Annotated in this window: 22 protein-coding genes; 9 read left to right on the forward strand and 13 right to left on the reverse strand. The window is 66.6% G+C overall.

Annotation, left to right across the window (positions count from 1 at the left end; genetic code table 11):
* From CI41S_RS26940 to CI41S_RS26955, 4 genes are all read right to left on the reverse strand, one after another.
* Positions 1-460: IS110 family RNA-guided transposase (locus CI41S_RS26940; RefSeq protein ID WP_139862371.1), on the reverse strand; the 460-nt coding region annotated here is incomplete at its 3' end.
* Positions 461-723: 263 nt separating this feature from the next.
* Entirely contained in the window at positions 724-1950 is a 1227-nt protein-coding gene (locus CI41S_RS26945; RefSeq protein ID WP_139483505.1) for a PleD family two-component system response regulator, read from the reverse strand.
* 107 nt (positions 1951-2057) lie between these two features.
* Positions 2058-3566 carry an AMP-binding protein gene (locus CI41S_RS26950; protein ID WP_139862372.1) on the reverse strand — a complete coding sequence of 503 codons (1509 nt, stop codon included), beginning with the start codon at positions 3564-3566 and terminating at the stop codon, positions 2058-2060.
* Positions 3567-3604: 38 nt separating this feature from the next.
* Entirely contained in the window at positions 3605-5398 is a 1794-nt protein-coding gene (locus tag CI41S_RS26955) for an extracellular solute-binding protein (protein WP_139862467.1), read from the reverse strand.
* A 374-nt stretch (positions 5399-5772) separates the two neighbouring features.
* Between CI41S_RS26955 and CI41S_RS26960 the strand changes: the two genes are divergently transcribed.
* A complete protein-coding gene (locus CI41S_RS26960) occupies positions 5773-6600 on the forward strand; it encodes an invasion associated locus B family protein (protein ID WP_139483509.1) in 828 nt (275 codons plus the stop codon).
* Between the two features lie 285 nt (positions 6601-6885).
* Positions 6886-8160, forward strand: coding sequence for an MFS transporter (locus CI41S_RS26965; RefSeq protein WP_139862373.1), 1275 nt, complete (start codon positions 6886-6888; stop codon positions 8158-8160).
* Between the two features lie 24 nt (positions 8161-8184).
* Here CI41S_RS26965 and hspQ read toward each other — a convergent pair whose 3' ends face one another.
* Positions 8185-8517, reverse strand: coding sequence for a heat shock protein HspQ (hspQ, locus tag CI41S_RS26970; RefSeq protein WP_139483513.1), 333 nt, complete (start codon positions 8515-8517; stop codon positions 8185-8187).
* 120 nt (positions 8518-8637) lie between these two features.
* Here hspQ and CI41S_RS26975 point away from each other — a divergent pair, with 120 nt between their 5' ends.
* On the forward strand, positions 8638-9591 hold the full coding sequence (locus tag CI41S_RS26975; RefSeq protein ID WP_139862374.1) for an AEC family transporter: 954 nt from the start codon (positions 8638-8640) through the stop codon (positions 9589-9591).
* Between the two features lie 5 nt (positions 9592-9596).
* Here CI41S_RS26975 and CI41S_RS26980 read toward each other — a convergent pair whose 3' ends face one another.
* Entirely contained in the window at positions 9597-10781 is a 1185-nt protein-coding gene (locus CI41S_RS26980; protein ID WP_139862375.1) for a UbiH/UbiF family hydroxylase, read from the reverse strand.
* Positions 10782-10915: 134 nt separating this feature from the next.
* Here CI41S_RS26980 and pcsA point away from each other — a divergent pair, with 134 nt between their 5' ends.
* From pcsA to CI41S_RS26995, 3 genes are all read left to right on the forward strand, one after another.
* The gene (pcsA, locus tag CI41S_RS26985; RefSeq protein WP_139862376.1) at positions 10916-11644 is read left to right on the forward strand and encodes a phosphatidylcholine synthase; all 729 of its coding nucleotides are present in this window, start codon (positions 10916-10918) and stop codon (positions 11642-11644) included.
* Positions 11641-12366 carry a TerC family protein gene (locus CI41S_RS26990; protein WP_139862377.1) on the forward strand — a complete coding sequence of 242 codons (726 nt, stop codon included), beginning with the start codon at positions 11641-11643 and terminating at the stop codon, positions 12364-12366. Before pcsA ends, CI41S_RS26990 begins: the two co-directional genes overlap by 4 nt.
* A gap of 80 nt (positions 12367-12446) precedes the next feature.
* Positions 12447-13421, forward strand: coding sequence for a quinone oxidoreductase family protein (locus CI41S_RS26995; RefSeq protein WP_139862378.1), 975 nt, complete (start codon positions 12447-12449; stop codon positions 13419-13421).
* Between the two features lie 233 nt (positions 13422-13654).
* On the opposite strand, the gene CI41S_RS27000 is transcribed toward CI41S_RS26995, so the two are convergent.
* The 3 genes from CI41S_RS27000 to rimO form a co-directional block, all read right to left on the reverse strand.
* Positions 13655-14851 carry an acetylornithine transaminase gene (locus CI41S_RS27000; protein WP_139862379.1) on the reverse strand — a complete coding sequence of 399 codons (1197 nt, stop codon included), beginning with the start codon at positions 14849-14851 and terminating at the stop codon, positions 13655-13657.
* 240 nt (positions 14852-15091) lie between these two features.
* A complete protein-coding gene (locus CI41S_RS27005) occupies positions 15092-16369 on the reverse strand; it encodes a tetratricopeptide repeat protein (protein ID WP_139862380.1) in 1278 nt (425 codons plus the stop codon).
* A gap of 102 nt (positions 16370-16471) precedes the next feature.
* The gene (rimO, locus tag CI41S_RS27010; RefSeq protein ID WP_139862381.1) at positions 16472-17797 is read right to left on the reverse strand and encodes a 30S ribosomal protein S12 methylthiotransferase RimO; all 1326 of its coding nucleotides are present in this window, start codon (positions 17795-17797) and stop codon (positions 16472-16474) included.
* A gap of 118 nt (positions 17798-17915) precedes the next feature.
* On the opposite strand from rimO, the gene CI41S_RS27015 reads away from it, so the two are divergent.
* The 3 genes from CI41S_RS27015 to CI41S_RS27025 all read left to right on the forward strand — a co-directional run bounded on the left by CI41S_RS27015 (position 17916) and on the right by CI41S_RS27025 (position 20003).
* A complete protein-coding gene (locus CI41S_RS27015) occupies positions 17916-18506 on the forward strand; it encodes an ANTAR domain-containing response regulator (RefSeq protein ID WP_139483527.1) in 591 nt (196 codons plus the stop codon).
* Positions 18503-19660 (forward strand): CmpA/NrtA family ABC transporter substrate-binding protein, encoded by a 1158-nt coding sequence (locus CI41S_RS27020; RefSeq protein ID WP_139862382.1) that lies wholly within the window; start codon positions 18503-18505, stop codon positions 19658-19660. The genes CI41S_RS27015 and CI41S_RS27020 overlap by 4 nt, the downstream gene beginning before the upstream one ends.
* Positions 19661-19850: 190 nt before the next feature.
* Complete coding sequence (locus tag CI41S_RS27025; protein WP_172626919.1) at positions 19851-20003, forward strand: hypothetical protein; 153 nt, start codon at positions 19851-19853, stop codon at positions 20001-20003.
* A 73-nt stretch (positions 20004-20076) separates the two neighbouring features.
* Here CI41S_RS27025 and CI41S_RS27030 read toward each other — a convergent pair whose 3' ends face one another.
* The 4 genes from CI41S_RS27030 to pxpB all read right to left on the reverse strand — a co-directional run bounded on the left by CI41S_RS27030 (position 20077) and on the right by pxpB (position 23218).
* Complete coding sequence (locus CI41S_RS27030) at positions 20077-20508, reverse strand: hypothetical protein (protein WP_139483533.1); 432 nt, start codon at positions 20506-20508, stop codon at positions 20077-20079.
* 149 nt (positions 20509-20657) lie between these two features.
* The gene (locus tag CI41S_RS27035; RefSeq protein ID WP_139483535.1) at positions 20658-21431 is read right to left on the reverse strand and encodes a LamB/YcsF family protein; all 774 of its coding nucleotides are present in this window, start codon (positions 21429-21431) and stop codon (positions 20658-20660) included.
* Between the two features lie 24 nt (positions 21432-21455).
* On the reverse strand, positions 21456-22490 hold the full coding sequence (locus CI41S_RS27040; RefSeq protein ID WP_139862383.1) for a 5-oxoprolinase subunit C family protein: 1035 nt from the start codon (positions 22488-22490) through the stop codon (positions 21456-21458).
* Positions 22487-23218 (reverse strand): 5-oxoprolinase subunit PxpB, encoded by a 732-nt coding sequence (gene pxpB, locus CI41S_RS27045; RefSeq protein ID WP_139862384.1) that lies wholly within the window; start codon positions 23216-23218, stop codon positions 22487-22489. Before pxpB ends, CI41S_RS27040 begins: the two co-directional genes overlap by 4 nt.
* Positions 23219-23412: the final 194 nt, after the last annotated feature.

Consider the following 23412-nt stretch of genomic DNA (forward strand, 5'->3'; position numbering starts at 1 on the left):
CCTGCGCCGCCACGATCCCGAGCTCGCTCAGCGCCGCCCGCAGCGCGTTCGCGGCCATCGTCCGCTGCCGAACCAGCAGCGCGCGGGTGCCGTGAACCGCCAGCGCCGCCTGCTGCGCGACGCTCTTCACCGCCACAAAGCGCATCGTCGGCCGGCTCACCGCCTCGCAGATCGCCTCCGCGTCCCGGCCATCGTTCTTGTTGCGCTTCACATAAGGCTTCACATAGGCCGGCGGCATCAGCTTGACTTCGTGGCCGTACTTCCCGATCACCCGTGCCCAATGATGCGCGCTGCCACAGGCCTCCATGCCCACCAGGCACGGCGGCAACTGCGCAAAAAACTTCTCCACGGCGGCCCGCCGAAGTTGCCGCCTCAGCACCACAGCTCCCGCCGCATCAACCCCGTGAACTTGAAACACGTTCTTCGCCAAGTCCAAACCAATCGTGCTAATCTTCGTCATGGACGGTCCCCTTGTCTGGTCGAATCAACATCACCAGTCTGGCACACTGATGCCGTTGGGGGCCGTCCACCCCATCTTTGCGAGGAGCGAAGCGACGACTTGTCCGCCGTAGCTCGAAGAGCGAAGGCGGAAGCAATCCATGGCTCCGCGGGTGCGGAGGAATGGATTGCTTCGCTTCGCTCGCAATGACGGGGAGAAGTGTGTGCACGAATGGCGGGCACGTCGCTTCGCTCCGTTGCCACCCTACGCAGCTTACGCCGTCCTTACGACGCCGCGCGCTCCGGCATCTGGGTGAGGCGCGCCAGCAGCGAGGTTGCGGAATCGCCCGGCTGCAGCGTGGCGACCGCGACGGCCGGCTCGGCTCTGACGTCGCGGCGGCCGTGATGGGTATGGCGCATCACGCTGGCGAGCCGCCGCGTGATTGCATGCGCGTTGCGCAAATCGGTCCCGGTGAACACGACGATCAGCGAGCGGTCGTCGTGCACTGCGCCGAAATCGGCCTGGCGCATCAGCCGGCTGATGATGCGGGCGCCGTCGAACTGGGCGCGCGGATGGGTGTCGTCGAAGGTGAAGCGCGCCACCGACAGGCTGCCGCCGCGCTCGGCGGTCTGGTAGACGGCAGTCGCGAAGTCGCGGTCGAACGCGACCTTGGTCAAGAGGCCGGTGCGGGCATCGATCAGGCCCTTGGCGTCGATCGCGCGCAGCATGCGGCCGAGCCGCGCCTCGAAGGCGTGCTGGCGGATCATCGGCAGGGCGATGTCGGCGATCCGCGACGGCCCGGCGGTGACGATCTCGAGATTGGGCAGATCGTAGCGCGGCGTGAGCTCGCCCGAGGCGACCAGCACCGGCAGCGGGCGAAAGCGCACATCCTCGGTCAGCACGGTCAGGAACGCATCCATCACCCTCGGCGTAAAGCCTTCGGCGAGCACGATGCCGTCGATGTCGCGGCTGGAGAGATGCTTTGCCGCCGCCTCGATGCTGAGTGCGCCGACCACGCCGGCGCGTTCGCCGAGCGCCACCGACAGCGTCGGATAGGCGCCGCCGCGGCCGATCAGGAGCGTGGTGGCTTCGCCGACCGGATCGATATCCGACAACGCAATCGGCGCCGGCGGCACCAGGCGCCGCATCACCGTCGCATGCAGCGCGCGGACGCGCAGCGACGCGTTGAGCCGCGCGATCAGGCGATCGGGCAGGCCCTTGCGCTGGAAGAATGCGATTGCGGTATCGGGCAGGGTGGTCGCGGGATCGACTGCGATCAGCGGCAGATAGGGCGCCCGGGCGGCGGCGCGTTTCGCCAGCGCCGCGAGCGCTGTGAAATCGGTGCCCTCGGCCGCCGCGATGATGGCGGCCGGCTTCACCTGCTCGATCGCCCGCCCGGCCTCGCTCCAGTCGGTGACCACCACCGGGAACAGCTTCGTCTCATCGAGGACGGCGGCGAACGGCGGTTTGGCCGCCGCCGATACGATGAGGACCGGACCTTGTTGCGACATACGAAAAGCTCGGAACCAATGCGCGAGATCAGCAAATTGGCGCGATGCTAGTTCGCTTCGCTTAATGCAGTGTCAACGCAATGCTAAGACTAACGCATCGATAAGATTCAACCCGTCGCGGCGTTGGCGCGGTCGCGAAAAGCTTCCACCATCAATGGGTTAAGCCCGAGTTCCGTCAGCGCGTCGCGGGCCCGTGCATTGTCCTGCGCCCGTCCGGCCAGCCGATGGCCGCTGAGCCGGTCCGGCAGCGCGGTCAAAAGCGCGCCCTGGCCGAGGCGGCGCGACCACTCCTGCAGGTCCTGCGCGAGGAAGCGGTACCCACCAACCGTCATGACCCCGGCCGGCGGCGCGGTGATGTTGAGGCCGCCGGTCGCGCGCTCGATTCGGGCGGCGTATTCGGTGTCGACGTAGTCACGCGGCGGCGGTGCGATCATGCCGTCGCCCGTCGGGGGCGGCGGCGCATAGGCGGCGACCGGCACCATCGGGCCGCGCAGGCCGAGCGTACCCTTCGGCGTCAGCAGGATCTCGCCGGCGATCGCTGCACCCGGCGCTTCGCGCGGCGCGCTGTGCGGGCCGACCTTGATCGGGGCGGGCGATCCGTCCTCGGCGCTGCGGCGGGCACCGAACAGCCCGGCTTCGCCGAACAGATAGACATCGGTCAGGGTCGCGCGCTTCGCGGTCCAGGCCGCGCTGGAGCCGACCTGTTCCGGCGTGCGCCAGAGCCCAACGACGTTGCGCAGGCCCGGCAGGCGCTCCAGGCCGCGTTCGTCGAGCCGCAGCGCGAGCTGTGCCGGCGCGATCAGCGTGTCGCAGCCGTAGTCGGTGAGCTGGGCTTCGAGCACCTCTTCGTCGAAGGGGTGATGCAGCACCAGCGTTCCGCCCGACAGCAGCCAGGTCACCAGCGAGGCGCAGATGCCGGCAAACGACATCGGCGCGAACGCCGCCATGATGGTCGAGCCCTGCGCGAGGTCGCTCTCCAGCGACATCGCGAGCCCGCCGGCGATCAGGCTGAAATGCGCGCGCGGCACCGGGCGAAAACCGTCACTGGTGACGTCGAAGGAGATCAGCGCCGGCTTGCGGCCGTCCTGGATCACCGAGCGCGAGGTCCGGGAATCCTGCAGGATCGCCTGATCGAGCGAGGCCATGCCCTCGGGCAGGTCGCTGCCGAAGCCGCAGACATGACGGATCGAGAACGCTTCGGCGGCGGCGTTCATCGCGATGTCAGCATAGGACACGCCGTCGATCCGGCCGCAGGTGACGATCGCCCGCGCCGCGGTGCGGTTGAGCACCGATGTCAGCTCGGACTGCCGCCACAGCAGCGGCAGCGGCACCACCACCAGCCCGGCGCGATGCGCCGCGAGCACTGTCAGCGCGAACTCGACGGTGGTGGGCAACTGGACGGCGATCACCGTGTTGGTCGGCAGCCCGCTCTCGATGAAATGGGCCGCGATCGCCGAGATCGCGCGGTCGGCTTGGGCGTAGGTCAGGCGCTTGCGGTTCTGCCCGGTGATGCGCTGCTTGTTGATCGGATCGACCAGCGCCAGCGCGTCCGGCTGCCGCGCCAAAGTCCGCTTGAACAGGGTATCGAGCGTCGGCGAGGTGATCTGCTGGTTCACGGGGTCAAATTCGGTTGCATCGCTTGATTCGGATCAGGTCACTTCGGCTTCGCGACTTCGGGCTTTGTGACTTCGGGCTTAGTGACTTCGGGCTTTGTGACTTGCGGCTTCGCGCCGACCCTCTGCCACCAAGTCTCCGGCAAATAGCCCGCCAAGGCCGTAGTCGATGGCCGTTGTACCCGATTCCAGCGCGCGATCCATTGCTCTCCCGCGTTAAACAGGGGGATAGCGTAGAAGCCCGACATCAGCGCCCGGTCCAGCGCCCGCACCGCCGAGACGAAGGCCGGCCGCTCCCGCGCCGCCAGCAGCGCCGCGATCATGGCGTCGATCGCGGGGTCCCTGGCGCCCATGTAATTACGGGTGCCGGTGACGTCGGCGGCCTGGCTGCCCCAATAGAACGCCTGCTCATTGCCTGGGGACAGCGACTGGTCCCAGCGGTTTGGAATCATGTCGAAGTCGAAGGCGAGCCGGCGCTGCTCGAACTGCACCGCATCGACCACCCGCACCGTGGCCTCGATGCCGGCGCGCTTGAGGTCGCGCTGATAGGCGAGCGCGATGCGTTCATGCTCGCGCGTCGTCACCAGGATCTCGACGGTGAGCGGCATTCCGGTCGCGCGCTGCTTCAACACCGTGCCGTCGATGCCGTAGCCGGCCTGCTCCAGCAGATCGAGCGCGCTGCGCAGGATGGTGCGGTCGCGCCCGGAGCCGTCGGTGACGGGGAGGCGGTAGTGGCCGTCGAGGATGTCGGGCGCGATGTGCGACAAATAGGGCTGGAGCAGATCGCGCTCGCGCTCGTCGGCAGGGCGGCCATAGGCGGACAGTTCGGATCCGGCAAAATAGCCGCCGGCGCGCGAATACAGCCCGAAATAATAGTTGCGGTTGATCCATTCGAAATCGAACAGCATCGCCAGCGCCTGGCGCACCCTGACGTCGGCGAATTTCGGCCGCCGGCTGTTGAACACCAGGAATTCGGACGGGTAGGGCGTGCCGAGCTTGTTGGTGTCGCGGACCACCTCGCCGCTGCGCACCGCCGGGAAATCATAGCCCTCGTGCCAGCGCAACGGCTCGTTCTCGGTGCGGAAATCGTACAGGCCGCGCTTGAACGCCTCGAACAGGCCGTTGGCCTCGCGGTAGTAATCGATCCTGATCTCGTCGAAGTTCCAGAGGCCGCGATTCACCGGCAAATCGCGGCCCCAGTAATCGGGATTTCGGGTGAAGGTGACGCTGGCGCCCGGCTTGACCGTGGTGACGCGATAGGGCCCGGAGCCAACAGGCGCGGCCAACGTGGTTTCCTCGAACCTGGCGGCGTCGACGGCGTGCCGCGGCAGGATCGGCATCAGGCCGAGGATCAGCGGCAGCTCGCGATCGGCGACGCCGCCGAAGTCGAACCGCACCGTCAGCGGGTCGGGCGCCTCCGCCTTTGCGACTTTTGAATAGTACTGGTGATGCAGCGGGCGGCCGTGGTCGCGCAGCAGCGCCAGCGAGAACAGCACGTCGTCGGCAGTGACCGGCTGGCCGTCGGAGAAGCGTGCGCGCGGATCGAGGTGGAAGGTGACGTAGCTCCGCGCATCGTCGGTCTCGACGCTGCGCGCTAGCAGGCCGTACAGGGTGAAGGGCTCGTCATTGCCTCGCACCATCAGGCTTTCATAGACATAGCCGCGCTCATAGGCGTAGCCGCGGACCTGCTGGACGGCGACGCCGCGGACGATCAGGGGATTGAGGCTGTCGAAGGTGCCGATCAGGCCCTGCACCAGCCGGCCGCCCTTGGGCGCGTCGGGATTAGCGTAGGGCAAATGGGTGAAACCGGGGGGCAGCGCCGGCGCGCCGTGCATCGCGATCGCATAGCTTTCGGCGGCGGCCGCGGGAGCCGGTCCCGCCGTCAGGAGGGCCAGGGCGATGGACAGACCGGCCAGCAAATGGCGCCCGACGCGCTCGGGAACACGCGCGTGAGGCGCCGGATTTGATTCGCGAGACGTCACGCCGGGAGCTTTATCACAGGCGGCCTCAACTCGCCGTAAGATGCGCGCAAATATGCTTGCCGCCATTGATCTTTCCGTCCGCCGCTGTATTGAAGGCGTGCAATTGACCGGGCGGCAACGCCTGTCACGTATCCGCCTCAATTGACGAGGAGACAGCCGCCCAAACGGCTATGTGTCGGCGCCCGCGGCGGTTTCGGGCGCTGCCCGTTCAGAAAGGGTTTTCCGCAATGAATTTCCGTATCTTGGCCGCTCCGGTCTTGCCGCGGGGGCGAGTTGTCGCCCTGATGGCGGCGACGGCATTGTCTGCAGCGTTCCTGGTTCCTGCCGCTCAGGCCCAGCAGCCCGCAGCGCCGGCGCCCGCGGCACCGAAGGCTGCGCCCAAGGCGGCACCCAAGGCAGCTCCGAAGGCGCCGGCCCCGGCGGCCCAGCAGGCCCCGCCGGCCGCTCAGCCGCCCGCCGCGGCCGCCCAGCAGCCGCCGCAGGACCAGCAGATCCAGCTGATCTACGCGCCCTGGACCAAGTTCTGCCTCAAGGGCCAGGAAGCCGGCGCCAAGCAGGTCTGCTTCACCGGCAAGGACGGCCGCATCGAGTCTGGTCAGCCGGTGATCGCCGCCGTGATCATCGAGCCGGAAGGCGAGCCGAAGAAGATCCTGCGCGTGACGCTGCCGCTCGGCATGCAGCTCGTGCACGGCACCCGCATTATCGTCGACAGCAACCCGCCGCAGCAGTCGCCTTACGTGATCTGCTTCCAGAACGGCTGCATGTCGGACTATGAAGCCACTCCCGAGCTGATCGCCAACATGAAGAAGGGCCAGAACCTCGTCGTTCAGGCGATCAACTCCAACGGCGCGCCGCTGACGCTGCCGCTGCCGCTCAACACCGAGTTCGCCAAGGCCTATGACGGCCCGCCGACCGATCCGAAGGTGTTCGAGGAGAACTCGAAGAAGCTGCAGGAAGAGTTGCAGAAGCGCGCCGAAGAGCAGCGCAAGAAGCTCGAAAGCGCCGGCCAGGGTCAAGGCGGCGCGGCGCCGGCCCCCAACGCGGCCGCCAAGTAAGCGCGACATCAACGACAATCAAGAAGGCGCCCCGAGAGGGCGCCTTTTTTGTCATGCGATCACGTCTGGCTGATGGCGGCTTACTGCGCTGGTGGTCCTGCCCGTCGTGTGCGATGTGTCAAAGCACAATCACAGAATCGATACGGGAGGCCAGACGAACGCGCGCAAGCGCCTTCGATGCGCAAACGCGTGTGTTCCGCCTGGCCGCTTGTTGCGGAACCGTGATGACGCGATCCGTCCATCTGGATTGCATCGGTTGCAATTCGTAGTCCCGGAATTTGCCTGATGTCCCGACAGTTGAATCAACAACGGCAGGAACCGCGATCCCGGCCGCTGCAGCCGCAGCTGCGCACGGCGTCCGTCGCGGCCGCGCCGCGCGTCACGCAGGACAATTCCGCGCGGACATTCCATCCCGGGATCGTTCATCTCGCGCTGGCGATGGGCGGTTTTGCGATCGGCATCGCCGAATTCGCCACCATGAGCCTGCTGCCGTTCTTTGCCCATGACCTCGGCGTCAGCGAGCCCGCGGCCGGCCACGCCATCAGCGCCTACGCGCTCGGCGTCGTGGTCGGCGCGCCCGTGATCGCAGTGCTGTCGGCGCGGCTGACGCGGCGGACGCTGCTGATCGCGCTGATGGGGTTCTTCGCGCTGATGAACGGGCTCTCCGGCCTCGCGCCGGATTACCACACCCTGCTGGCGCTGCGCTTCCTCGCCGGATTGCCGCACGGCGCCTATTTCGGGATCGCGATGCTGGTTGCGGCAGCGCTGGTGCCGACCGACAAGCGCACCGCGGCGGTCGGCCGCGTGCTGCTCGGGCTGACGATTGCGACCACGGTCGGCGTGCCGCTCGCCAACGGGGTGGGGCAGGCGATCGGCTGGCGCTGGGCGTTCGCGATCGTGGCCGGCCTCGCGCTGCTCACCGCGACGCTGGTTGCGATCTTCGCGCCGCGCGACGTCGTCAACAGCAAGGCGAGCCCGCTGCGCGAGCTCTCCGCACTCGGACGCAAGCACGTCTGGCTGACGCTGGCGATCGGCGCCGTCGGTTTCGGCGGGCTGTTCTCGGTCTACACCTATCTCGCCTCGACCATGCTGGCGGTGACGCACACCTCGCCGGCGATGGTGCCGGTCGCGCTCTGCGTATTCGGCATCGGCCTCACCGCCGGCAACATCATCGTGCCGCGCTTTGCCGACCGCGCGCTGATGGCGACCGCCGGCGGCCTGCTGCTGTGGTCGGCGGCGACGCTGGCGCTGTATCCGTTGGCCGCGGCGAATATCTGGACGCTGTGTGCCGACGTGTTCCTGATCGGGCTCGGCGGCGCGCTCGCGACCGTCTTGCAGACCCGCCTGATGGACGTCGCCGGCGAGGCCCAGAGCCTCGCCGCGTCGCTGAACCATTCCGCCTTCAACACCGCCAATGCGCTGGGGCCATGGCTTGGCGGCATGGCGGTGGCGGCCGGCTATGGCTGGACCTCGACCGGCCTGGTCGGCGCGGGATTGGCGCTATCGGGGTTCGTGGTCTGGGCGATCGCGGCGGCGCTCGCCGCGCGCGAGGGCGTGTAAGCGATGCGCGAGATGCGCGGCGCGTCAGTTCAGCGAGGGATTGCGCGGACGGTAGCCGCCGGACTTGTCCTTCACAAAAATCTCGGCGACCTGCGAATGGCGGATCGGCTCACCGGAATCGTCCGGCAGCAGATTCTGCTCCGAAACATAGGCGACGTATTCGGTCTCGGAGTTCTCCGCGAGCAGATGGTAGAACGGCTGGTCCTTGTGCGGCCGGACGTCCTCGGGGATCGACAGCCACCATTCCTCGGTGTTGTTGAACTCCGGATCGATGTCAAAGATCACGCCCCGGAACGAGAACACCCGGTGACGGACGATCTGACCGATCTGAAATTTGGCGGTGCGCGCTTTGATCATGCCTCGTCGATAGACCAACATCGTGGCCGATGCTAGGGGCATGGACGCGATTTAACCCACCGTTTACCACTTCCAGGCGGCCCAACCGCCCCGAAATCCGGCCGAGAAGTCACTTTCAGAATGCTCGATATCCTCAATCTGGCGCTGCCGTATTTCGGCCTGATCTTCATCGGTTACATCTGCGGCAAGGCCAAGGGATTGCCCGAGGCCGGGCTGTCCTGGATGAACTTCTTTCTGCTTTACGTCTCGTTACCGGCGCTGCTGTTCGGGATCATGTCCAAGACGCCGTTTGCCGAGCTGAACAACCCGCCATTCCTGATCGCCACCACGCTCGGAACCGTGATCGCGTTCTTCCTGGCGATGGTCGCAGGAAAGCTGATCGGCGGCCTGTCGCTGCGCGAGGCGACGCTCGCCGGGCTCTCCGGCGCCTACGGCAATATCGGCTACATGGGACCGGGGCTGGCGCTCGCCGTGCTCGGCAGCAAGGCGGCGGCGCCGACCGCGCTGATCTTCTGCTGCGACAGCATCTTCCTGTTCTCGATCGTGCCGCTGCTGATCGAGCTCACCGACCGCGACCATCCCTCGCTGCTGCATGCGCTCGGGGTGGTGGCGCGGCAGATCGTGCAGAACCCGCTGATCATGTCGGCGGTGTTCGGCGCGATCGTCGCCGCGCTGCATATTCCGCTGCCGGTCGCGCTCGACCGCACGGTGCAGTTCCTGGAGAACGCGGCGGCGCCGATGGCGCTGTTCGTGCTCGGCGTCACCGTGGCGCTGCGGCCGTTCGAGCGGGTGCCGTGGGAGGTGCCCGGCGTGATCGCGATCAAGCTCCTGATCCATCCGATCGTGGCGTTCGGCCTGATGCTGCTGTTCGGCCCGTTCGCGCAGCCCTGGGCGGCGACCGCGGTGCTGATGGCCTCGCTGCCGCCGGCGCTCAACGTGTTCGTGATCGCGCGGCAGAACGACACCTGGATCGAGCCGGCGTCGGTCGCGGTGCTGATCGGCACGTTCGCCTCGGTGGTCACGCTGACCAGCGTGATGTGGCTGCTGCAGACCGGGCGGCTGGTATTCCCTTAGAAGGGTTAGCGCCGCCACGAGGGCGCGAGGCCCTCGCGCATCGCGAGCCGCCTGAGCGGGCCGATCGACCCAATCATGTGCAGGCCGGCGGCGCGCATGGTCTGCATGCCGACGAAGTCGCTGAGCAGCGAGCGGTTGGCGATGTCGATCGCCCAGGTCCGGCTGCTAACGTCGGGACGCCGCGCCGCCTGGTAGCGCGACAGCACCAGCGACGAGCCCGGATCCTCGCCGCGCCCGATCGCCTCGCCGGCGATCGCGGCGATGTCGGCCGCATCGCGCAGGCCCATGTTGAGGCCCTGGGCGCCGATCGGCGGCAGCACATGCGCGGACTCGCCGACCAGCGCGATGCGGTTTTTCGCAAACTGCCGGGGACTCTCGATGGCGAGCGGAAACACATGCCGGCCGGGCTCGACCTCGACGCGGCCGAGGATCGAGTGCGACTGCCGCTCCGCCGCCACGGACATTTCGTCGTCGCCGAGCGCCATCAGCCGCTCGGCCTCCTTCGGCGTGGAGACCCAGACCACGCTGCTGCGGTTGCCGGCCAGCGGCACGAACACGCAGGGACCGTGCTCGGTGTGAAACTCGGTCGAGACGTTCTTGTGCGGCCGCGTGTGCGTGATGTTGAAGGTGAGGGCGGACTGTCCGAGGGCGCGGCTGACCATCTCGATGCCGGCGGCCTCGCGCGACAGCGAATTGCGGCCGTCGGCGCCGACGACCAGCCGGGCCGACAGCGAGCGGCCCTGGCGCGTCGTCACGCTGACCGCAGCGTCATCGGGGAGGATGGTGGCGGCCTCGTCGTCGAACCGTGTCAGCGCCGACAGTTCACCGGCGCGGTCCTCGAGCGCGGCCACCAGCGAGCGGTTATCGATGTTGAAACCGAACTGCGCGCGCCCGATCTCCTCGGCCGAGAACCGCACCTCGGGCGCGCGGATCAGCCGCCCGGTGTCGTCGACGAGGCGCATGGTCTTGAGCTGAGCCGCCTTGTCGGCACAGCGCCGCCACACGTCCAGCCGTTCCAAAAGATCGGTGGAGGCGCCGAGCAGCGCCGTGGTGCGGTTGTCGGCATAGGGCGCGCGGCGCGCCACCAGCGCGGTCCGCGCGCCGGCGTCGGCCACCGCGATCGCGGCCGTCAGCCCGGCCGGTCCGCCCCCGATAATGATAACGTCATAAACCTGCAGGTCGTCGCTCATCCCAGGACAATTGACATTGTTCGCCGCATTTTCAAGCCACCGCTAACCTTCAAAAGTTTCCCGCAGATTTGCGCGGCGGAACGCCGCAAGACTGCATATGCAAATCGGGGCGATTCCTGATAGCACTGCTGGCAATGGATCATACCAGCCAGCCGGATGCGTTGCCTGCACGGATGCGGACCGCCGCATTCTCCGTTCATATTTTCACGGCGCTGGGGGCGGGGGTCGCATTGCTGGCGATGCTGGAGGCCGTGCGCGAGCACTGGGCCAACATGTTCGGCTGGCTCGGCGTCGCGCTCGTGATCGACGGGATCGACGGGCCCCTGGCGCGCCGGCTCGATGTCGTGCGGCGGGCGCCGAACTGGTCGGGCGAGGTGCTCGATTTGGTGGTTGATTTCGTCACCTATGTGTTCGTGCCGGCCTATGCGATCACCGCCAGCGGCCTGCTGCTGCCGCTGGCCGCGCCGATTCTCGGCATCGGCATCGTGGTCTCCAGCGCGCTGTATTTCGCCGACCGCAGGATGAAGTCCGACGACAACCATTTTCGCGGCTTCCCGGCGCTATGGAATGCGGCGGCGTTCTATCTGTTCCTGCTGCACTTGCCGCCGGTGATCTCGACCATCGCGGTCGCGCTCCTGATCGCGCTGACCTTTGCGCCTTTTCATGTGCTGCACCCGCTCCGCGTGGTGCGGCTGCGCTGGCTGACGCTGTGGCTGCTCGCCGCCTGGGCGCTGCTCGGCATGTACACGCTCGCCAACGACTTCGTGGTCGGGCCGTCGGTCACGTTCGGGCTGTGCGCCATCGCCGCCTACATCGTCGGCAGCGACACCCTGATCCGCCGCATGAAAGCATTTCGCGCATGATGCAATTGATCGTTAGCCCGGAAGCCTGGGCGGCGCTGCTGACCTTGACCGCGCTGGAGATCGTGCTCGGGATCGACAACGTGATCTTCCTGTCGGTCCTGGTGTCGCGGATTCCGCCCGCGCAAGCCAAGCGCGCCCGCCAGATTGGCCTGGCGCTGGCGCTGGTGTTCCGCATCCTGCTGCTCTCGGTCCTGGTCTGGCTGATCGGGCTGACGCAGCCGGTCATCACCATCAAGGGCATGGAGCTGTCCTGGCGCGACATCATCCTGATCGGCGGCGGCCTGTTCCTGATCGCCAAGGCCACCCACGAGATCCACGGCGAGGTCGAGGCGCGCGAGGGCGAGGCCGGCGAGCAGCCGAGCTCCAGCGCATTCTTCTGGGTGATCGTGCAGATCATCATCATCGACCTCGTGTTCTCGCTGGACTCGATCATCACCGCGATCGGCATGGCCCAGGATATCGAGATCATGATCGCGGCGGTCGTGATCGCCTGCATCATCATGTACGTCTCGTCGGGGCCGGTGGCGCGGTTCGTCGCGGAGCATCCGACCACAAAAATGCTGGCGCTGGCGTTCCTAGTCCTGATCGGCGTGGCGCTGGTGGCCGACGGCTTCGGCGTTCATATCCCGCGCGGCTACATCTATTTCGCAATCGCGTTCTCGGCCGCGGTCGAGATGTTCAACGTGATGGCTCGCCGCAACCGCAGGAAAGCCGTGAGATAAGGCCTGTTCCGGCGCCTCGGTTGACAAGGCCGCGCCGATGGCATTCGCTCGCCTGACGCGAGACGGAAGGGGAGCACGACATGACCAAGGCTGTGCGGGTGCACAAGGTAGGCGGACCGGAAGTCCTGACCTATGAGGATGTCGAGGTTGGCCCGCCCGGCGCCGGCGAGGTTCGGATCCGCCAACACGCGGTCGGGCTGAATTTTATCGACGTCTATTTCCGCACCGGCCTCTACAAGGCGCCGGGCCTGCCGTTCATCGCCGGCAACGAGGCCGCAGGGGAGGTGCTGGCGGTCGGCCCGGGGGTGACCAATTTCCATCCCGGCGATCGCGTCGCCTACTACTTCAATCTCGGCGGCTACGCCTCCGAGCGGGTGATCCCGGCCGACAAACTTGTAAAACTGCCCGACCACATCACCTATGAGCAGGGCGCCGTGCTGATGCTCAAGGGGCTGACGGTCTGGTACCTCTTGCACAAGACCTTCAAGGTCGAGCAGGGGCATCGGGTGCTGATCCACGCCGCCGCGGGCGGCATCGGGCTGTTGGCCTGCCAGTGGGCGCGGGCGCTCGGCGCGCATGTCATCGGCACCGTCGGCTCCAAGGCCAAGGCCGATCTCGCGCTCGCCAATGGCTGCGACCATGTCATCCTCTACAACGAGGAAAATTTCGTCGAGCGCGTCAAGCAGATCAGCCGCGGCGAGCTCTGCGACGTCGTCTATGACGGCGTCGGCAAGACCACGTTCCCGGGCTCGCTGTCCTGCCTCAGGCCGCGCGGCCTGTTCGTCTCGTTCGGCAACGCCTCCGGCCCGGTGCCGCCGTTCCCGCTCGCCGAGCTCAACAACCACGGCTCGCTGTTCGCGACCCGGCCGAAGCTGAACGACTATGTCGGCACCCGCAAGGAATTGCTCGAAGGCGCCGACACGCTGTTTGCCGCCGTGATCAACGGCAAGCTGCACGTGCCGATCAATCACGCCTATGCGCTGAAGGATGCGGCAAAGGCACATATCGATCTGGAGAGCCGGGCGACCACCGGCGCGGCGATTCTGCGGCCGTAGTGTAGCCCGTCATTCCGGGGCATCGCGTCAGCGATGAACCCGGAATCTCGAGATTCCGGGTTCGATGCTGCGCATCGCCCCGGAATGACGGAAAGATGTCACACCACCTGACGTCATTGCGAGGAGCGCAGCGCGAAATTGCAACGCAATTTTGCCCTGAAGCGACGAAGCAATCCATTGATCCCCGAATGGAGAAGTAGATTGCTTCGCTCGCAATGACGAGGTGGTGACAACTACGCCACCCGCCTTGCCGCGCCGACTTTCGTCAGCACCGTATCCAGGCAATCGATCACCGCCAAAATCTCCTCGCGCGCGACGTTGAGCGCCGGCATGAAGCGCAGCGTGTCGGGCTGCGGCGAGTTGATCAGCACGCCGGCCGCGAACGCCTCCGCCACCACGGCAGCACCGATCGGCATCTTGAGATCGAGCGCGAGCAGCAAGCCGCGGCCCCTGATCTCGCCGAGCCCGTGCCGCGCCGACAGCCGCTGCAACTCGCGCTCGAGCAAGAGGCCCGCATCGGTCGCGGCTTTCAGGAAATTGGGCTGGGCGACCTGCTCGAGCACGGCAAGGCCGGCGGCGCACATCAACGGGTTGCCGTTGAAGGTGCCGCCCTGGTCGCCGTGGTCGAAGCACGCTGCATGTTCGGTCGCGAGCAGCGCTGCGAGCGGCACGCCGCCGCCGATGCCCTTGCCGAGCGTCATGATGTCGGGCTCGATCCCGGCATGCTCATAGCCGAACAGTTTTCCGGTCCGGCCGATGCCGGTCTGGATCTCGTCGACGATCAGGAGCAGGCCGCGCTGCTGGGTCAGCGCGCGCAACTCGTTCAGGAAGGCATCGGTTGCCGGCCACACGCCGGCCTCGCCCTGTATCGGCTCCAGCATGACGGCAACCGTCGACGCGGTGATCAACTGCCGCACCGACTCGATGTCGTTCAGCTTGGCCTTCCGGAAGCCCGAGACCTTCGGCTCGAACAGCGGCTCGAACGCCTTCTTGCCCGAGGCCGACATGGTCGCGAGCGTGCGGCCGTGGAAGCCGCCTTCGAAGGTGATGATCTCGTGCGCGCCGTTCTTGTACTTTGCGCCGAACTTGCGCGCGAGCTTGATCGCGCCCTCGTTGGCCTCCGCGCCTGAATTGGCGAAGAACACCTGGTCGAAGCAGCTGTTGTCGACCAGCAGTTTTGCCAGCTTCAGGCTCGGCTCGTTGTAGAACGCCGGGCTTGGCGTGAGCAGCCGCCGGGCCTGCGAGGCCAGCGCGTCGGCGACTGCGACCGGCGAGTGGCCGAGCGCGTTGACGGCCCAGCCCTGCACGAAATCGAGATAGCGGTTGCGGTTGGCGTCCCACAGATACGACCCGGCGCCGCGCACGAACACGACCTCGGGGCGGGCCGTGATGTCCATCAGCGCGTCGAACGGATGAGTGGCGTTGGTCATGTCGATCTCCTCTGGGGTCGGTGTGGGGAAGGGCGGGCCAAAAAGCGAGAAGGCCGCGTTTGGGGCGCGGCCTTCTCGAAAACCTGGGCTGATTGAGCTAATCAGCGCTGGCGTCGGACACGGCGCGACCCATCATCGTCGTTGCTACGACGACGGCAGACGGCGCGGCGGTTGGTCCGGTTCAGCTTCATGGCGCAGGCCCATACAGCCGAACGGCCGGCGCTGTCAAGCGCGCGTGCGTCATTCGATGCCGTAGGGCGCGAATTCCTTGGCGATGTCGGGCTGAATTTCCCGGGCGGCAGTGCTGTCGGCCTGCCCCGCATCGGCCTCGCCCTGCTTGCGCCGGGCGATGCCGCGTCCATAGAGCGAGCTGGCGAGTTTCGGGTTGATGCTCAGCGCGGCGTCGAAATCCGCGGTCGCTGCATCGAGCTCGCCGAGCTTCAGGCGGCAGATGCCGCGGCTGTCGAGCGTGTAGGGATCGTCCGGCTTCCATTGCAGCGACTGCTGGCAATCGGCGAGCGCGTCCTGCGCCCGTCCCAGGATCACGAGCGTCAGGCAACGCGCGTTGAGCGCCGCGGCGTATTTCGGATTGAACTTGATCGCATTGCTGAAATCGTCGAACGCGCGCGCGTAATCCTGCCGTCCAAGATACAAATTGCCGCGGGCGTAATAGTCGCGGTAGCCGGCCGGATCGAGCCGCAGCGATTGATCGAAATCGGTCAGCGCCCGATCAATGTCGCCGCGATCGCGAAACAGCCGCGCGCGGTTGCCGTAGGCCGCCGCATAGCGCGGGTCGAGCCGCAGCGACATGTTGTAGTCGGCCATCGCGCGATCGAGATCATTGCGGCCGCGCCAGGCATTGCCGCGATTGTAGTAGACCAGCGCGAATTTCGGATCGAGGCTGATGGCGCGGTCATAGTCGGCTATCGCGCGATCCGGCTCCCTGGCATCGGCGTAAGAATTGCCGCGGTTGTTGTAGTACCAGGCATCCTTCGGGTTGAGCCGGATGGCCTCGGTGTAATCGGCGATGGCACGCTCCGGCTCGCCGCGGTCGCTGTGGGCGATGCCGCGATTGTAGCGCGCGAAGACATCCTTCGGATTGAGCGCGATGGCCCGGTCGAAATCGGCGATCGCCGCATCAAGGTTGCCCTTGCGGCGGTAGGCCTCGCCACGGTTGGTCAACGCCTTCGCCCGCAACGGCTCGTACGTGATCACTTCGGTGAAGTCGGCGATGGCGCGATCGAGATCGTTGCTTTCGAGATAGCCGGCGCCGCGGTTGAGCAGGAGGCCGGCGCGCTGCTTCTCCTTCCATTTCTTCCGCAACGCCAGCAGAAAGCTGCAACCGCCGATGCGCTGCGCAGCGTCCTTCTTGCTGAAGCACCAGGCCTGCGCGGCGGATTCGGAGGACGGCCGGGGCTCGGCGCGCGCGGTAGTGCCGGCAAACGCCAGCGCCAGCGAGACGCGGATGGCCGCGGCCACCCGGCCGCGCGCGAACAGTCGTTTCCAGGATTGCCGCAAGGCCAGGCTCCGTGCGACCGAAGTGTCGCCACTGCTTTGTGAGCCCAGACCGCGGCCGGGTTCACCAAAACAGACGATGCCCGGCTGTCAGAACCTTGGCCGTCAGAACCCCGCGACGCTGCCGTGCAGGTCGTATTCGTCGGCGCGCTCGATCTTCGCGGTGACGATCTCGCCGACCTTGAGCGGGCGGCGGCTGGACAGATAGACGGCGCCGTCGATCTCCGGCGCATCGGCCTTTGACCGACCTTTTGCCACCGTCGGGCCGACTTCGTCGACGATGACCTGCTGGCGGGTGCCGACCTTGCGCTTGAGGCGGCGGGCCGAGATCTTCTGCTGCCGCGCCATCAGCGCGTTCCAGCGCTCCTGCTTGACCTCATCAGGCACGGCGTTGCCGATCGCGTTCGACGCGGCGCCGGCGACCGGCTCGTATTTGAAGCAGCCGAGGCGGTCGATCTGGGCTTCCTCGAGCCAGTCGAGCAAATAGGCGAAGTCGGCGTCGGCCTCGCCGGGGAAGCCGACGATGAAGGTCGAGCGCAACGTCAAGTCAGGACACTGCTCGCGCCACTTCTGGATCCGCGCCAGCGTCTTCTCCTGGGCGGCCGGGCGCTTCATCGCGCGCAGCACGTCCGGGCTCGCATGCTGGAACGGGATATCGAGATAGGGCAGCACCTTGCCCTCGGTCATCAGGCCGATGACCTCGTCGACATGCGGGTAGGGGTAGACGTATTGCAGCCGCACCCAGGCCCCGAGCTCGCCGAGCTCCTTCGCCAGGTCGAAGAATTTGGCGCGCACGGCGCGGTCCTGCCACGGGCTCTCGGCATATTTCAGGTCGACGCCGTAGGCCGAGGTGTCCTGCGAGATGACCAGCAACTCCTTGACACCGGCCTTCACCAGCTTCTCGGCCTCACGCAGCACGTCATTGGCCGGCCGCGACACCAGATCGCCGCGCAGCTTCGGGATGATGCAGAAGCTGCAGCGGTTGTTGCAGCCTTCGGAAATCTTCAAATAGGCGTAGTGCCGCGGCGTTAGCTTGACGCCCTGCGGCGGCACGAGGTCGAGATGCGGATTGTGCGCCGGCGGCAGCGCGCGGTGCACGGCGTCCAGCACGCTCTCATATTGCTGCGGGCCCGTGATCGAGAGCACGCCGGGGTAGGCGGCCTCGATCTGCTCCGGCTCGGCGCCCATGCAGCCGGTGACGATGACCTTGCCGTTCTCCGCCATCGCCTCGCCGATCGCAGACAGCGATTCCTGCTTGGCGCTGTCGAGGAAGCCGCAGGTGTTGACGATGACGATGTCGGCGCCGTCATGCTTGCGCGCGAGCTCATAGCCCTCCGCACGCAGCCGGGTGATGATGCGCTCGGAATCGACCAGCGCCTTGGGGCACCCCAAGGACACAAAGCTCACTTTCGGCGCGGCGGCCTCTTGCATATCTCTGAATCTGCCTGATTGATGGGCAGGAGCTAGTCCGAATTACCGAGAATTACAACCCTTTCCGGGGCCCTCCGGCGTGTTATGGATGGCCCTTGCCGGGTCCTACGAGTTCTCGATGAGCGCTGAGTCGTCTCCCAAGATCGTCATTGTCGACGAAAGCCCGATCCGGGCCGCCATCCTGGAGGAGGGGCTGCGCGAGGCCGGGTATACGGACGTCGTCCACATCAGCGAGATGCAGAGCCTGCTCTCGCGGATCTATGCGCAGGACCCCGACATCATCGTCATCGACCTGGAAAACCCCAGCCGCGACGTGCTGGAACAAATGTTCCAGGTCAGCCGTGCCGTCCGCCGGCCGATCGCGATGTTCGTCGACCAGAGCGACGCCGCCTCGATCCAGGCCTCGGTCGAGGCGGGGGTCTCGGCCTACATCGTGGACGGTCTGAAGAAGGAGCGGATCAAGCCGATCCTCGACCTCTGCGTCTCCCGCTTCAACGCCTTCTCCAAGCTGCAGGACGAGCTCGACCGCACCAAGCATGCGCTGGAGGAGCGCAAGGTGATCGACCGCGCCAAGGGCATTTTGATGAAGCTGAAGGGGCTGACCGAGGAGGAGGCCTACGTGCTGATGCGCTCGACCGCGATGCGCGAGAAGAAGAAGATCGGCGAGATCGCGCAATCGATCCTGACGGCGTCGGAGCTGTTGAAATGAGCACACACTTGCGCATCGGGTTCATTCCGCTGGTCGACGCCGCCGCGCTGATCGTCGCTGTCGACAAGGGCTTTGCCGCGGCCGAAGGGCTCGACATCGAGCTGGTGCGGGAGGTGTCGTGGTCGAATGTCCGCGACAAGCTCAACATCGGCCTGTTCGACGCCGCCCATCTGCTGGCGCCGGTGGCGATCGCCTCGAGCCTCGGGCTCGGCCACGTCAAGGTACCGATCGCGGCCCCGTTCAATCTCGGGCTCAACGGCAACGCCATCACGGTGTCGCCGGCGCTGCACGCCGCGCTGATGGAGGAGATCGACGGCGACCGGTTCGATCCGATGGCGACCGCGCGCGCGCTCGCCCGCGTGGTGGCGAAGCGGAAGAGGAGCGGGGCGGAGCCGCTGACCTTCGGCATGACGTTCCCGTTCTCGACCCACAATTACCAGCTGCGGTTCTGGATGGCCGCGGGCGGCGTCGATCCCGACGAGGACGTCCAGCTCGTGGTGCTGCCGCCGCCTTACATGGTCGACAGCCTCGCCAACGGCCATGTCGACGCGTTCTGCGTCGGCGCGCCCTGGAATTCGGTCGCGGTCGATCTCGGCATCGGCCACATCCTGCATTTCGTTTCCGACATCCTGCTCAGCGCGGTCGAGAAGGTGCTGGCGGTGCGGCAGACCTGGTCGGAGCAGCATCCCGATCTGGTGACGGCCTTGGTGCGCGCGCATCTGCGCGCCGCCGAATTCATCGAGCAGCCGGCGAACCGGCCCGAGGTGGCACGCATGCTCAGCTCGCCGGAGCGGATCGGTGTCGATGCCGGCGTCATCCAGCGCACGCTGGACGGCCGGCTGAAGATCGCGCCCGACGGCACCATGCGCGAGAGCAAGCGCTACCTGCTGGTCGGGCGCGAGGCGGCGGCGCGGCCCGATCCGGTGCAGGCGGCCTGGCTCTATGCGCAGATGGTGCGCTGGGGCCAGACGCCGCTGCGGCCGGATGCGCTGAAGACGGCGATGGCGGTATTCAGGCCCGATCTCTACGACGCCGCCATCGGGCGCGCGGCGGGGACGGTGAACGCCATCGGCGCCTTCGCGGGGCCGCCGTTCGATCCGAACGATGTCGCCGGCCATCTGGCGGCGTTCAAGATCGGCCGCTGGAAGCCCTGAATCGGGGGCAAGGCCGGTTCCCGACGCGTCGAATCCGGCCGAATAAAATTCTCGGTCGAATCGAGCATGGGGAATTTTTCTCTCGGAACCGAGTTCCGGAAGGCGGTCGCATCGCTATTTTCGCCGCCCGCTTGAAACTGCGCGAGAACGATATTCCATATCCCGTCAAATGGGGCGTTGGAGATCGACCATGCGCGAGCTATCGGCGGAAGCCCGCCTGCATTTTCATGCGCGAAACATTTCACGAAAAACCGGGAGTGGCGTTCATACCGCCGCGCTGTACAGCGCCTTTGCGGTGATCGCCGCCATCGTGTTCGGCACGCTGTCTGTCCATCCGTTCTGAGGCGTCAAGAAACCAAGAAGCCGCCGCCTGATGTCGTCAGGCGGCGGCTTTGTTTTGGCAGAAATGCTGGCGCTCAGTAGCCGCGATAGCCGTAACCGTATCCACCATAGCCGTAGCCATATCCGCCGCCGCCGCAGGTGCTGCAGGTCTGCTGCACCGGCGCGTAGTAGGAATAGCCCGGCGAGACCATCTCGGTGCGCTCCTGGGTGGCGTATTGCGGCGCGATGCGCTCATACGCGACGCCTTCGGGGGCGACCATCACCGTCTTCGGCACCATCACGGTGCGATACTGCGCCGGCGTGCGATGCGCGATGACGCGGCCCGGCGACACCATCACGGTTTCCTGCACCGTGCGATACTGCGGCGGCACCGTCTGCACCTGATAGCAGGTCGTGCAGGGCTGGGGCGGCGGCGTGTAGCAGCCGTAGCAGCCGGCGGAGGCCGCGCTGGAGAAGGCGGCGGTGGCGACCGCGGCAATGGCAATCGAGAGGCTGGTGCGGAACATGCTTTTCGTACCCAATGTTCTGAGAGGAACGTGAAGGCTCGGATGCAGCACCTACCAACCAATCGGCAAGTTTGGGTTTAAGAAGACTCTTAATGGAATCTAAAAGGGCCGGCGCTCGTGCCGACCCTTGCTGTCTTTGTGCACGCAGCTCAATGCGCGGTCTTGAACGGCGCCACCGTGATGCCGGCGCTCTTCAGCGCCTCGCGCACGCCGCGCGCGATCTCTACCGCACCCGGCGTGTCGCCGTGGATGCAGACGGTGTCGGTCTGCATCTTGATCACCTTGCCGGTGACGGACACCACCGCGCTGTCCTGCACCATCCGTACCACGCGTTCGGCGATCGCCTTGGGATCGTGCAGCACCGCGCCGGGCTTCTTGCGCGACACCAGATTGCCGTTGTCCTCATAGGCGCGGTCGGCGAACACCTCGTGCGCCATCGGCAGATTGGCGGCTTCGCCGGCGCGCACCAGCTTTGAGTTCGCGAGCACGACGAACACGAGGCTCGGATCGACCGCCTTGATCGCATTGGCGATCGCGCGTGCCGTCATGTCGTCCTCGCAGGCGACGTTGGAGATCGCGCCATGGGCCTTCACATGCGTGACCTTGTGGCCGGCCGCGGTCGCGATCGCCTGCAGGGCGCCGATCTGATAGGCGATCAAATTCTCGATCTCCGACGAGGTCAGCCCCGGCATCGGGCGGCGGCCAAAACCGTGCAGGTCGCGGTAGCCGGGATGGGCACCGACGCTGACGCCGCGCGCCTTCGCGAGCTCGACCGTCTTGCGCATGATGTCGGCATCGCCGGCGTGATAGCCGCAGGCGACGTTGACCGAGGTCGCAAGCTCGATCATCGCGGCGTCATTGCCCATTTCCCACGGGCCAAAGCTCTCGCCGAGATCGCAATTGAGGTCGATGGTTGAGGTCATGACGATCGATCCATTCTTGTTGATTTAGGGCAGCGCAACTTGCCACGTCGCGGCATCGATGGCGCTGACCGCCTGGCCTGCGACGTTAGCATCTCTGAGCGCCTCGATGTTGAGGCTGAAATCCTCAATGGCGCGAAGGCGGTCGGGCAGGGAGCGCAGAAGCTGCTGGAACTTGATCGCCTCGGCCTGCGCCTCCGCCATCGTCACCGCCTTGAAGCGGAATGGCCGGCCGGCGGAGATCTGGGCGAAGCGGCCGAAATCGGCCGTGATCACGGTCGCGATCTTCGGATAGCCGCCGCTGGTGCCGCGGTCGGGCATCAGCACGATCGGCTGGCCGTTGCCGGGCACCTGGACGCTGCCGTTCACGGTGCCGTCGGAGACGATGTTGTGGCCGTCGAGGTGCTTGATCACGGGACCTTCGAGCCGGTAGCCCATGCGGTCGCTGGTGGCGGAAATCTTCCACTCGCTATCGACGAACAGTTTTTTGTTTTCGTCGCTGAATTCGTCGTCCTGCGGACCGAACAGCACGCGGATTGGCGCCTCAGTGGCAGGTGGCAGTTCGATCCGGCGCTCGGCGGCGCCGCTCGCGGCCTGGGTCTGCAACTCGTCGCCGCTCTGCAGCGGCCGCGGATAGGGACTGCCGAGCCCGGCGCGCGCATTGACGGCGAGGCTGCCGAACATCGGCTCGCCGGCGATGCCGTGCTCGATCGCGAGGTAGCTGAACGAGCCGCCGCGGGCGAAGCCGAGATTGAGGGTTTCACCATCGGCCAGTGTCGCCGAACTGTCCGAGGCGACCGGCCGCCCGCCGATGTCGGCGTTGCGCGGCGCGCCGGCGAGGCCGATCCGCACCGCGCCGCCGCGCGCCGTGAAGGCGGCGCCGAATGGGCCGATCTCGATGGCGGCCGCGAACAGGTCGTTGCCGACCAGCGCGTTGGCGGTGGCGAGCGAAAGCCGGTCCATCGCGCCGCTCGGCACCAGGCCGTAGCGCTGCGAGCCTGGGCGGCCGGCATCCTGCACCGAGCTCGCAGGTCCGATCGAGGTGACGACGAGCTTGCTCATGGCATCACCAGTTCAGCGATGACCTCGCCGGCCGCGGCGGCGCGGTCCTGCTCGGCGAAGGTTTTGGCGTCGACCGCGGTGAAGCTGATGGCGTCGCCCGGCTCCAGCAGGAAGGTCGGGTCGCGGTGCAATTGGTAGGTTCTGACCGCGGTACGGCCGAGCAGGTGCCAGCCGCTGGGACCGGCGAGACATTGCACGCCGGTCTGGATGCCGCCGATCGAGATCGTGCCGGCCGGGGTCAGCAGCCGCGGATCCTTGCGCCGCGGCATGTGCAGGAACTTTTCCAGCCCGCTGAGATAGGACCAGCCGGGCGTGAAGCCGATCATGGCGACGCGATAGTCGCCGGCGACATGGCGCTTCACGATCTCGTCGGGCGTGGTGGCGAGCGCCTTCGCCACGTCCTCGAGATCGATGCCGTTCTCGCCGCCATAGGCGACCGGAATACGCCAGCGCCGCGTTCCGGCGGCGGTCGGCAGCGCCCTGGCGGCGCGCGCCAGCAGCTGCTCGCCGAGGGCGTCGAAGCCGATCTCGACCGGATCATAGTGCACCAGCAGCGAGCGATAGGTCGGCACCGTCTCGGTGATCCCTGCGATCGGTTCGGCCGAAATCAGGCGGTCGAGCGCCAGCACGCGCCGGTTGGCGGCGTCGTCGATGGTGCGGCTGAATTCCACCGTGATGGCGGCATCGCCACTCGGCAACAGGCGGGGAGGGCTTAGGGTTTCTGACATCGGATCAAGCGGACTCGTCGCCCATCAAGCTAGCGTGTTTCGGCGCGGGAAGGAATTCACCTCGTGCAAAATGATGCAGCAACTTCAATAAATTAATCGGCATGCCCGTGATAAGTTTGGATGATCGCAAGATTTTCCCGCAGCCCTTGACGCAAGGGCCTTGCCCGGCAACATGCGCCCGTCATTTCCTCCCA

Origin of the sequence: Bradyrhizobium ivorense, assembly GCF_900696085.1 — a bacterium.
In the GTDB taxonomy this organism is placed as follows: domain Bacteria; phylum Pseudomonadota; class Alphaproteobacteria; order Rhizobiales; family Xanthobacteraceae; genus Bradyrhizobium; species Bradyrhizobium ivorense.